Consider the following 12,690-nt stretch of genomic DNA (forward strand, 5'->3'; position numbering starts at 1 on the left):
CATCAGCTAGGTTACATTAAACTATTAAAACAATTCTAAGTGTAACTTATTGTTTTAATATTAAAATTATGAAAAAAACACACATTAAGGGCGATCTAATGTATTGATCATTAGCACTTCGGGTTAATAAGCGATACAATCTGAGCCATTTACTAACAACCAAATTCCTTTTGATGAAAACTAAACTTACGGTTAAAACCAGCGTTTTATATAAGCGTTTACTTTCTTATGTCAAGCCATTTTGGCCAGTTTTGGTATTGGGTATTGGTGCTAATATCTTTTATTCGCTAATCGATGCCGGTTTTACGTACATGATGAGGCCATTTTTTGATAAAGGCTTTATTAACATCGATATGGAGTTCATTAAAAAAATTCCCTATATTGTTTTAATTGGGATTACCTTAAGAGGGTTAGTAAGCTCTCTGGGTAGTTATTGCATGACCTGGGTTGCTCGCTCTGTAGTTAAAGTGCTTCGAGAAAAAGTATTTACTCATGTTTCACGTTTGCCTGCTGATTTTTATGACGAAGCTACCTCAGGTCAATTGCTGTCCAAAATTCTTTATGATGTCGAGCAGGTGGCCCAGGTTAGTGCCGAGGCTTTAACTGATTTTGTACAAAATACCTGCTTAATTCTAGGCTTATTGACCGTTATGATGGTAATTTGTTGGCAATTATCACTCATGTTTTTATTAACCATCCCCTTTGTTGGATTTATTGTCAGCTATACCAATAAACGTGTACGACGTATTAGTCATAAAGTGCAAAAAACGATGGGGGAAGTTACCGAGATTGCTAGTGAGGCAATTGATGGTTACCGCGTGGTTCGTATTTTTGGTGGTCTTGATTATGAAACTACGAAATTTAGTAAAGCCATAGAGCGTTCACGACAAAATGACATGAAAGTTGCGGTAAGCAAAGCAATTAATGTGTCTGGTGTGCAAATCGTGATTGCAATTGGCATTGCCGCCATTATTGCTGCGGCAATTCAGCTCTCAACAGTTGTAATTGTATCTGCCGGTTCTTTTTTAGCGATTATTGCGGCAATGCTGCAATTAATTAAGCCGATGAAAACACTAACCACCTTAAATGCAGTAATTCAAAAAGGATTAGCTGGGGCTGAAAGCGTATTCAATTTATTAGATCAGCCCATTGAGCGCGAGCAGGGTACAGTGCTGGCACAAAGAGCACAAGGTGCGATCGCGTTTAAGCATGTTTCCTATGCATACCGTCAAGGGCAACAAGTATTACATGATGTGAGCTTTACTGCTGAGGCAGGTAAGACCATTGCTTTGGTAGGGCATTCGGGAAGTGGTAAAACCACAATTGCCAGCTTACTACCACGCTTTTATGAGATATCTCAAGGAGAGATTACCCTCGATGGTATGCCAATTAATCAAATTAATTTACGCAGTTTGCGTGAGCAAATGGCTTTGGTAAGTCAAAACGTTACCCTGTTTAATGATAGCTTAGCGAACAACATTGCTTACGGCCGTTTGGATGTGAATCGAGAACAAATTATTCATGCAGCAAAATTAGCCTTTGCTGACGAGTTTATTAGTAAATTACCCGATGGTTATGATACACGTGTCGGTGAAAATGGTGTTTTATTATCGGGTGGACAGCGACAAAGAATTGCAATTGCACGGGCAATTTTAAAAGATGCTCCTATATTAATTTTGGATGAAGCAACATCGGCTTTAGATAGTGAGTCAGAACGTTATATTCAAATTGCTTTGGAAGAGGTAATGAAAAATCGCACTACTTTAGTGATTGCCCATCGACTTTCTACCATTAAACATGCAGATAAAATTATCGTGATGCAACATGGGCGGATTGTTGAAGAAGGAACTCATCTAGACTTATTAGCGTTACAAGGACATTACGCCCAATTACATGGAGTGCAACAGACTAATTTACGATATGAGGAAGCGTTGATTTGATGTCTTCATTCATCGAAAATTTATGGTATGGAAATCATGCATTGCGATGGGTTCTCAGCCCTTTTTCTTGGGTTTACCAGTGTATTACTTCTTTTCGGCGTTGGTACTTAGAGCGTTATTGTCAAATTAAATGTCCAGTACCCTTAATTGTTGTAGGGAATATCAGCGTAGGTGGAGTAGGTAAAACACCTTTGGTTGTTGAATTAGCCCGGCAATTCCAAGCTAAAGGATTATCTGTAGGTATTGTGAGTCGTGGGTATGGGGCAGCAATAAAAACTTTTCCTTATGAAGTTCGTGTTCAAGATGGAGCGAATGGCGTGGGAGATGAGCCCTTATTATTGGCACAACGAACTCAATGCCCTGTGGTAATTGCACCGAAGCGCACCGAAGCCGTGCAGTATCTTTTAGAAAAACATCAGTGTCAAATCATCATCAGTGATGACGGGTTACAACATTATCGCATGGGGCGTGCGATTGAAATCGCAGTAATCGATGGAACCCGCGGCTTAGGAAATGGTTTGTGTTTACCTGCAGGCCCCCTGCGGGAACCTGCCGCTCGTTTAGACCAAGTTGATTTTATTATTGTAAACCAGGGTCGCTGGAAAAATGCCTATCCGATGCAGCTAAGGCCTGGTAAAATAACGCAACTTAGTACTGGCAAAGAAATAAATCCACAGTCAGTTAATGGAAAATGGGAAGCGATTGCCGCAATAGGGAATCCGCAACGTTTTTATTCCACTTTAAGTCAATTAGAGATAGAATTCGATACCTGTTCTTATCCAGATCATTATCAGTTTAAGCCGCAGGATCTGAACTATTTGAGCTCGCCTATTATTATGACCGAAAAGGATGCAGTAAAATGCCGCTCATTTAGTTCTGATAATATGTATTATTTGCCCGTAAACGCAGTATTGGATGATGCATTTTGGAACGCATTGTGGTCACATCAACAGTTAAAAGGTTATTACTAATATGTTACCTATTCGACGTTGTGCTTTTTTGTTTGGGATCTTGTTGTTCATTAGTACTTGCTTGTTTGCAGCTGCAACAGAAGAAATAAAACCTGAAAACAAACCAGTTGGTCCAACCATTGGCAGTTGGACTTTTTCGGGAATGGTTAATAATGAAAGTGGTGATAAGTACGGCTATTTTTTTGAGATGCAACGTCAAGGCGAGAAGTTCCATACTAAAGCAGCACTGATTGATGGTCAGACCAATCAGCTTGTATTTTTCTATGAAGGTAATGAAAAAATTGAACAATCCTCTACCTCTTCTTTAGACTGGCACGTGGGCCATTCATTTATCCGTTATAATCCCATTAATGACAGTTGGATTTTTGGAGTCAAGGATCAGGATAAGAAAGGATTTAATTTTAAAGTCGATATGCTAAAACAAGAAAATCACAGCAGTGAAACTTTAGTTTTACGTCCAGGGGTTAAATTACAAGCGTTACAAACCAGCCAATTAAACGGGCATATTCAGGTTGATGGCAAAGAGCAGTTTGTAACCGGAAATAAAACTTGGTTTGGTAAGTTGGTTTTAAGTGAAGGTCAAAAAGACTCACATGATATTAGCACTACCTTTTGCCGTTTAAATGATGATAATGGCTTTTATTCTGCGAACTTAAAAGAAAAAGATGCAACCAGTGCCGCGGTGGCAGGTTGGCTTGATCCTACCGGGAACAGGGTAAAAATGTCGCAATTTGTTTCCATTAAATCTTTAGATAAAGATCAATGCATTGTTAATGTAGGACTTCCTAAATTAACTTTAAAATTGTTAAATACATTGAAATCGGATGATTCCTCTCATTCTATTGCTGGTTTTTCCAAAGAAAATAAAGGCGCTTTTTGTTTTGTAACAGAGCAATCCTTTAAAGAGCAAGCGACTGCATAATGAATTTGTTCTCAATTTAGGCCTTGTATGAGATTGTCTAGGAATGACCAGTACTGGGTTGGGAAACCCAGCATCAATTGAATTTACTGGGCTTAAAGGCCCAGCTTACGGTTGCCCTTCAATCTGTAAGCTAGGATTATCATTGGGAATATTCTCTATTCCATTGCCATCCTTCTCTGGGAGGCATTGTGACAAAATACTGGCAATAACCAATGCTATCGGAACAGTCAAAAGTGCAAATTGGTAATCAGCTAAAGCATAATGTCCTGAATTATTACTCGAATGATCTAACAGAAAGCCTACTAGTGGCTGCATGAGTGGTGCTGAGAGCATTCCTAAGGTGTTTGTAAATCCAGTACATGCAGATAATGACTCTACTGGAGCAAGTTCATTAGCAATAGTAAATGCAAGCATATAAGCGCCACAAAGTAAACCAATCATAAAGAGCAGGAGTCCAGTAATCAGGGTACTGTGCATAGGCAAATAAAGAACTACTAAGAGTAGTAGCGCTGTTGAAATGCAGGAAAAATGAATTAGCGGTTTACGTTTGCTAAGTATGATGGACAACCAACCATAAATAGGGCAGCTTAAGCCTGCCCCGAATAAAACCATTGAGGTTAGAATACTTGCTGTTTTAATATCGCAATGTAATTTAAGTTGAATAAAAGGAACGGCCCACATTGCCGCAAAAACAGTAATTACGGAAAACTCCAGCCCGACAAATAAGCCATTAATCCAAACCAATTTATCTTTTAGCATGAACACTAATTGCTTGTTATATTGTTGTTGGTTTTGCGGTTCAGGCTTATTGCTCGGGATAACCAAACGGCATAAGCTGGCAATGAATATTCCTGTAATGCCCGCAAGAGCAATAAAATACCGCCAGCTAATTTGGCTAATCAGAGCCCCCATGCCTATCATTCCGGTAACGGTAACAGTAAACCCTAAGGTTTCAGACAAACCTATCATAAATGCGTATTGTTTTAGGGGGAAATTTTGTCTTAGGACTCGCGTTAAACCGACAAAAGCAAAGGCAGAACCGGTACCAATAATGAGCCGACCAAAAAATAAAACAGGCAGAGTATGCCCCATAGAAAAGATAAAACAACCACAGGCGCATAACAGTGCATTTACGGATAATAAGGTGCGAGTATTATAGCGATCAAACAGTAAGCCTACAGGGATTTGTAAGCTGGTATAAACATAGTAAAATGAACTGCTTAACAGACCTGCAGTAAATGCAGACAGACCTTGTTCGTGCATGATGGCACCGATAACGATACCAGATGATAATTGTAAAAAAAATTGAAATAATAAAAAAGAAACGCCAACTAACCAAATAATAATACTTTTTGAGTTCTGTGATGATATATTCAATACGATCATGCCCCATATTAAGCCGTGTACTTAGAATACACATTTTAACTAAAAGCCGGAATATATAGGATTGCGCGTGATGTGTAAATTTATTTTAGGTGTAGAACTTAATTATCCTTATTTTACAAACCAGGACTGAATTATTTCTAATGGAAGCACAAAATTAATTGGCATCTTGTTATTCAATACTTCTTCAGCACTAAAATTGGGAACCAAATTCATCACAGACGCTAAGGTTAGCTAGGATTTTTGTTTTTAAAGCAAGGCTTTGCACTGTTGTGAAAGAAATCCCCACCCCCATGTCGGTAAACGAAACCGGGTTGTATATTTAAGGGATTTTGTAGGCTGGTGCTGAGTGCAACGAAGCCCGGCGCCGAGGCTCAATGCCACATCCATGCTGGGCTTCGCGATGCTTAGCACTAGCCTATACTTCATGCTTGAGCTTAAGGGAGTGTCATTAGTTGCAAACCAGGTTTCATTTTAAGGCATAGATGCCAGCTTATCTTTGTTCTCTCCACTAAACAAATGAGTAAGCCAATGCCAAAAGCCAGTTGGTTGTGCAGGTTCTTGAGCTTGGAAAAACGAATGCTGTTCTAAAGCACTTCGTGGCTTACATATTTTTCTTAAACTTGCTAGTTCTTCTTGGAATAGGTCTGCTGTTGCGGCTGAATCATTCGCGTTTGCTTTTTTGTTAATACGCTCAATAATGTCGTCTAATTGAGATAAGTGTTTACTTAAGCGGGAGTTTTTGATACTTCTTTTTAATTGCTCTTTGGCACTTTGCTCATTACTAAATTGAAGCCCTTGAACCATATCCTTTTTAAATTGCTTGCTGTGTGCATTAATTAAAATAGCATATTCAATTACATAAATTTCTTCTTTAGTTTCTGCTGACTTAATGAGGTTTTCGTAATGTTCAGCTCGCGTTTTGCCACGTTTATAATCAAAAAGATAAGAGAAATAACCTAAGGTCTTATCTCTATGGCTGAGATAATGCTCAATCGCTTGGGTGCATTTTTCTTGTTGTGTTGTTAACTCGCTAAAGGCATGGCGATAAATTTGATTATTCAAATTAAGATTGGTTTCAATCATTGCTAATTCAATGCTCGTTAGACCTTCTTGGATTGCCTGATTCCAGGGCGATGCAATTTGCTGCAGTGCATTAGTACTCTGAGCTAAAAGCAAATTAAATAAGCGAGGTCGCATATCCTCTTTATCGAAATGAAGCTTTAAATTTGCAATATAAGCCTTCATAATTTGGCCAGACTGTTCCTGGATTTGTTTTTGCTGTTCCGTATTCAGATCATTTAATTGAGATTGTTCCAATAGATTAGCAACAACATCCCATTTCTGTTGGCCCAGAGCTTCAGAGAGTAAGGCCTCTAATGTATATTTTCGCAGAAAAAGAGGTAATATTTTGGCTGTAGTTACTGGATTTTGTAAGTACGTTAGTACATTTTCATCCACATGCTCAGGTAAATCATTTGCCTCACCAAACATGATATGAAACCGCTCTTCATTTTGTTCTTTTAGTGCTCGTTTTAAAGGTGATAAATAGAGGCTAGTTTTTTGAAACCTATGATCTGTTTCTGGATGCTTAATGGTGTTTAGAAGTTCTTCTCTTGGGTTTTTTAATCCTATTTTTAATAAAAGTTGATACAGTCTGCCATAGCCTTGCTGATAAGTGATTTCAAAATAAGTAGATTGAGGCTGTTCATCAAAAAGCTGTCTAATTGCCTCACTTGTTTCCTCGGTATCAAGGCTAGGTTCTTTGGCAAGCAGCAAGTTTGCTATTTTTCCTTGCTTTAGCGCGCAACTATAAAGAAAAAGCGCTTTATAATCTAAGCCTAAATCAATTGATGATTGGAGCAGATTTTCGATGACCTCATAATGCCCGCGAGTAATAGCTTGTTCAACTAAGCTTATCAGCGGTTGTTCCAGTGTAGCAATACGTTCAGCAGTTAAAAATTTTTCTACTAAATCTTTTTTGTTATTAATAAGCGACGCAATCAACAGTTCTTCAGATTGTTTGCGTGTGAGCTCACGTTCCTCAGGGGCCAAATGAATAACCGCATCCAACAAGTTATTTTGAATTAATAGCGGAATTAATTCTGGTCTTTGTTTTAATTGAGGATATATTTTAATTAACTGTATTACGGCCTCTTCATTTTTATCGCTAATTAAGTCATCGCATAGTTCATTTAATTCTTTTGCAGTCCAATGAACGTTCTGGGTTAATGCGCTTGCCAAGTGAAGTAATTTTTGTTTAAAACAATTCGCAATAAATGTTTTATTTTCTGGCTCTTGCCGTTCGACGATTAGTACTCCAGGAGGAATAAAACGGGCAGCCTGATTTAATTTTTTTAATGCAGGGTTGTTATTTAATGAATTATTCAAGGCAACATTAAAAAATTGTGGAGCATGTTGTGCATAATGTCTGGCCACAGGCACAAGGTTCATGCGTAGACTACTGTCCACAATATATTGTCTTACTTCTGGCTTTGCAGTATCAAATGAATTAAAAATGATGGAGTAATCATTATTATTACGACATAAAGCTAATAGTTTATCAATATTTTTTCCTAAGGGGAGAACATTAAAACCGATGTCTGCAAGAATATTCAACATAGTTAAATTTTCTTTCGTCAATGCCTCTTCATAAAAGTGCTGTAAAGTATCCACATCAATAGAATATCCACATTCCAGCAATTTATTATGCAGCCACATGCTCATTTCGGCATTATCATCCATAAGTGCAATTATTAGTGCACTTTGTAACTGCTCTTGGGAAAAATTAGCAGGCGCCGCTTTAATAAGATACTCTTTATGCAGAAAGACCAAAATCCCTAGAAGAGAAACAGACCCGATTTGTGTCCTTAGGTCGAGTTCTTGAGCTTGCCCTTTTGTAATTTGCTCCCATAGATTTTGTTGCTTGCTGCATTCCATCCAGGCATTTGCCATTAATTTAAATATGGATTTATCTTTTCTATTCATGCAGCGTGGCAGCAGTTGATTATCTTGGATATTTGGAATAAATCCCTTATCGAGCAGTTTTTTTAAACTAGCAACACCAATATGCGTAATTACGTTGGGAGTAAAAACAGTGGTTCGATATTTTGAAGCGATAGGAATGTTAAGTAGTATATCTAATAATTGCTGTTGATTAGTAATTGCAGCATATTGGATATGTTTTACTAGCTCTTCAGAGGGTAGGGTACTTAAAAAATGTTCGAGTTTTATTGAGTTATTATTGTGTACGAGCGTTAGAAAGTGCAAATGATTAAGATAGGTTTGATGCTCTTGGGTAAGTCCTAAGTGTTCGCAGAGGCTTAAAAATTCGCTAAAATCAGCTATTGTTTTCATGCATCGCGTATGGTCGGTTACCGGACTAATAAGTAATTGCTGGATTTGGTTTTTTAAAAGGGCTTGCCCTTCGGCGCTAGGATAGTGTCTTTGATAATGAGTAATCAGTTTATTGGTAGCTTCAATATTTCCCACATAAAAATTAATCCCAATACTTCGGAGTAAAGCTTTTTGCACAGCGGCGGATTTGGGTTGCTTTAACAATAATTCGATGACTTCTTGAATTAAATGGGCCTTAGTTAAATCATCCCAATAAGCAGCATCTTTCTGGGTTAAATAATCTAGGGTTGAAATGTCATGTGCTACAGCTGCAAATTCACAGGCATGTTGTTCTGTTTGGCTCATCGGTCTTGGTCTGACCAGCCGATGAAGTTCGGTTGGAGTAGGGTAGGTTACTGCGGATGAATTGGGATTTGCAAAGGCACGAATGGTAAGGCCAAACACTTTATTTTTATACCCGAAGCAATTTTTAAATTCTTGAATGACCTCTTGGGCTGATGCAAACTCTTTTGTTCTTTGTTGGTAGTTGGGATCATAGATAGAATAGTTCCCATTTTTAAAGGAAACCGCAATCGCATGATCGTTGCTGCAAATATAATAAGCCCTATCACCATGGGTAATTTGCTCCAGGATTTGCGCCCATTCCTGTTCTTCAGCTATTAAGCCAAAATTAAACTCATTACTCAGAGGTTTCGTACCGATATGGAGTATTCGGTCCAAATCACCTTGAATCAGTTGATGTCCACTATAGTCTTCGGGGTTGTATACCTTCTCTATTTGTATAATAAAATCATCAACTACTGGGTCATTGCCGATGCGATAATTCGGAGGTAAATTTGCTAAACGTTCAATGATGGAAAAAAATTGATGAGTTTTGTTTTCAACACTGTATTTGACATACAAGCCGGCAAGGCCTGCGCAAACACCAGAACGATTTAAGAAAAATTCACTATTTTTTTTCTGTCGCAGACATAGATTAACTGCATTAATAATTCGAATTTGGCTTGGCATAAGAACCTAGATTACAATGAACCGTTGGTAAAATTGTAATCAATCTGTTCTTGAAATACAATTTATTTTAAGAAAGGTAGTGTTTTGCGCAGATTAAGCATGCTTACAATAGTCTGCTACGATACCTGATGAATCTTCACAATCATCCCTAGATGATCATTATCTAAATAATAAACCGTATTTCCTTTTAAACGCTGTTTTTGACTTATTGTAAATGATGCATATGGGTTGCTGGGAGGAGAAACCTGCAAATGGGCATCGAAATTATAATAATTGCCTTGAGTTATGCGCAAAGTTCCTTGCATCTGCCAGCCATTATGTTCTGCTAGAGGTAGTGCCACAGTGCTTTGGCTATTGGCTGGTTGTCTCCAAGAATAATGTCCTAAAACGGGGTGAGGAGAGCGGCGGCTGAGTAAATAATATTGATCTTTTAAGCTGGAATAGGAGTTAGAGAGCAAGCAATAAGGTTTCGGTGTTTTTGCTGCGCTGGGCTTGAGGGAAATAGCATTCGAGTGGGTCATAGGAATAATAGGCGAATCTAAACTTGACCCGGAGCTTTGTGCTGCTAAGGGTTGTTGCGCAAAGACAATGAGGTCAATCTGATAATTTGGTTTTGCGAAACTAAAGCAAGAATACAGTAAGGCTATTGTTATTATTAGTAATCGTTGCATGATTCAAATTCTTTGGTTTTTCAGCATTATATACTCAAAAAATACTAAAACGCTATTAGCCTTTAAGGCTTTTGAGAGGTGCGTCATCCCCAACAGCGCGAGGCGGCTGTTTAGGGGGATGTCTTTAAATTAAGAACGCTTAAGCTACCCATTAGGCGCTCCTTATATTCCTTTATTGAAGCACGCAGCAGCTATCCCTTGTTTTTTCTTTCTTAACTGAAACGGTTTGATCATCTTCTGGTGGTTGCGTGAAAAATCCATTCCTGTTTTGGCTTACAGGACTTGCTTCTTTTTCCAGGGCATTCATCGCCAGCACCACTTGCTGCTTAAGCTGCGTAATATGTTCAGTAGGGCTGGTTTGCTGTTGCTCGTTAACCCAATTTAATAATTTATACAAATCGGCAAGGGGATTAATTACAAAATTAAGCATGCTAGAGTATGTTTTATGTTGTTGTATAGCGACAGGGCTATATTCAGGAAATCCTAATGTTTCACATAAGAATGGAGTTAAAAATGGGGAGCGCTCAATGTCTAACCCATTATCTTGGTGGTATTTTATTAATTGCTTTTTAAGGTTTGCTAAGCCTGCACCATACATTTTTTCATAATCGATATTTTTATCGAGAGGGACATATTTCCCCCAGTGTAATTTGCCTCGCAGTTCATTGATTAAAAAATTGACCATTGTTGTGCGAAATTCTTCAAAGCCAGATGCATTTGGACTGGAGGCAATATCAAAACCACAAACAAATTTTTTATCTCCGGTATGGCAACCCGCTGCGATTGATTTTTCTGCTGCTTCATTATCATTTAATAATAAACGACCATAAGTACCGAAGGTTACAGGCGCTTCACCGTTATCTTTAGCTTTTTGCATTTCTACAGCTGCTTTTTCAAAAGCTAGGGCCATTTCAAGGCAGTTCTCATCAGTAGCAAAGAGGACATCGACATCATTTAATCGTTTAGGATATTCCACTTGATAATGATATTCTTTGGGTGCTGGGCCAACAGAGATGATCTTTTCAAAACCAATAGAAAAGCGGGCAACAATGTGTTGCATATAAGCAGGTACTAATTGGGGAAAACGCGCTAGAATTTCAGAAACGGGTAACTCATCTTCTAATCTTATTTCTATTGCTTGTTCAATACCTCGTGCTTCATACTCAGTATTTAGATTCTTACTATTTAATGGTACAGGTCTTGCTTGAATAACTAAGACATTTTTCAAGTCTCTGTTTTCAAGATCATGGTTGTAAGTCGGGACATAGAACACGCTAAAAAGTGGAAAATCTTTATTGGGAAGTTTTCCTGCCCTTACTTCTTCGAGAAACTCCGGTAAACTCATAGGTATGCGGTGTGTTTCATATTTAGATGCAAGCTCACAATCAAGCTCCATTTCAACTACAGGTCCTAACAGACCCAAGTGCGCAGGATTAAATGCATGAAAAAGTTCTGGATTAGTCGTGGGTGCTATTCTCTTTTTGGTTCCATCTGCAGCAATAACGGTAAACGATTTCACGTTATCTGCATAAGCTTTTCCATCTAAATTAGAGCCATGGCATCCGGCAGCTACCAAACCAAAAGGAGTTGTTCTGTCAATAAGGCTGGGGCGATTTTTTGTTGCTAAGCCGTTTTTATAAAGATAATGATCTAATTCTTTAATTTGGCAACCGGGTTGTATTTTTACGCGGGTTTCCGTGCTTATCTTAAAAACATGTTCAATAGAAGGGATGCCAAATGGTTTAATCGTTTTAGAGAGATCCTTATAAAATTTCATAAGGTTAAAGTGTTTAGGTATCGCGCCTTCTGGAATGTTTATTATTCCCTCACTTAGCTCTGCCACCTTCTTCCCAAGGTAATGATTAATCGAAGCAATTACTACTCTGAAAAATTTCTCCTCATCTTTAATTGCAGCATGAGGTTTAAAATTTAAGCTAATCTTTTTGTGAATGATTTCTGCTGTCGTCTCATCAAGCGGCCCTGTATTTATATGCAAAATAATATCGCTTTCTACTAAAGGGGTAAGTGAAAAGGACTGGCTGTATTTGTGATTGGAGCCACCTGCTGCCACCCGTAAGGTAATACGCTCTTTGGGATTTTTTATCTTTTGGTTAAACTCATAGATCTTTGCAAGCGTTGTTTGAACTGCTTCTTCGTTATGGGCATTTAAAATTAAAACATTAGGAAGATTGACTGTATCGGCAAAGTTTGTGAACTGTGTGTTGGGAGAAATTTCTATATCACATTTTTCAAGGAGCTTTAAGAGTTCATCTTGTTGTGTATCGGTAAATGGCATAATTAATTCCTTTTAATAAAAAAATTAATTATATCCAGTGTTTTTAAAATGTTCAGTAGAAATGAAAAAGAAATTTAACAATAGCCTGAGACCCATCTGAAATCCCAGTAAAAAGGGTCATGTTCACCTTTTAATCCCT

General features: G+C 38.1%; 7 protein-coding genes. 3 read left to right on the forward strand and 4 right to left on the reverse strand.

The features are described 5' to 3' along the window. Window positions 1-173 precede the first annotated feature (173 nt). From msbA to BN3124_RS10780, 3 genes are read left to right on the forward strand one after another with little or no spacing between them, the layout of a single operon-like run. Entirely contained in the window at window positions 174-1,940 is a 1,767-nt protein-coding gene (gene msbA / locus BN3124_RS10770) for a lipid A export permease/ATP-binding protein MsbA (protein WP_058534804.1), read from the forward strand. Further along, window positions 1,940-2,911 carry a tetraacyldisaccharide 4'-kinase gene (gene lpxK / locus BN3124_RS10775; RefSeq protein WP_058534805.1) on the forward strand — a complete coding sequence of 324 codons (972 nt, stop codon included), beginning with the start codon at window positions 1,940-1,942 and terminating at the stop codon, window positions 2,909-2,911. The genes msbA and lpxK overlap by 1 nt, the downstream gene beginning before the upstream one ends. Before the next feature lies 1 nt (window position 2,912). Further along, window positions 2,913-3,833 (forward strand): hypothetical protein, encoded by a 921-nt coding sequence (locus BN3124_RS10780; protein ID WP_058534806.1) that lies wholly within the window; start codon window positions 2,913-2,915, stop codon window positions 3,831-3,833. A 105-nt stretch (window positions 3,834-3,938) separates the two neighbouring features. Here BN3124_RS10780 and BN3124_RS10785 read toward each other — a convergent pair whose 3' ends face one another. The 4 genes from BN3124_RS10785 to BN3124_RS10800 form a co-directional block, all read right to left on the reverse strand. Further along, window positions 3,939-5,210, reverse strand: coding sequence for an MFS transporter (locus BN3124_RS10785; RefSeq protein WP_269057625.1), 1,272 nt, complete (start codon window positions 5,208-5,210; stop codon window positions 3,939-3,941). Window positions 5,211-5,690: 480 nt separating this feature from the next. Next, the gene (locus tag BN3124_RS10790) at window positions 5,691-9,584 is read right to left on the reverse strand and encodes a hypothetical protein (RefSeq protein ID WP_058534807.1); all 3,894 of its coding nucleotides are present in this window, start codon (window positions 9,582-9,584) and stop codon (window positions 5,691-5,693) included. Between the two features lie 116 nt (window positions 9,585-9,700). Continuing rightward, window positions 9,701-10,255 carry a CsiV family protein gene (locus BN3124_RS10795; RefSeq protein WP_058534808.1) on the reverse strand — a complete coding sequence of 185 codons (555 nt, stop codon included), beginning with the start codon at window positions 10,253-10,255 and terminating at the stop codon, window positions 9,701-9,703. 172 nt (window positions 10,256-10,427) lie between these two features. Beyond that, the gene (locus BN3124_RS10800) at window positions 10,428-12,551 is read right to left on the reverse strand and encodes an FAD-binding protein (RefSeq protein WP_058534809.1); all 2,124 of its coding nucleotides are present in this window, start codon (window positions 12,549-12,551) and stop codon (window positions 10,428-10,430) included. Window positions 12,552-12,690 lie beyond the last annotated feature (139 nt).

This window comes from Legionella saoudiensis (genome assembly GCF_001465875.1).
GTDB classification, from domain to species: Bacteria; Pseudomonadota; Gammaproteobacteria; order Legionellales; family Legionellaceae; genus Legionella; species Legionella saoudiensis.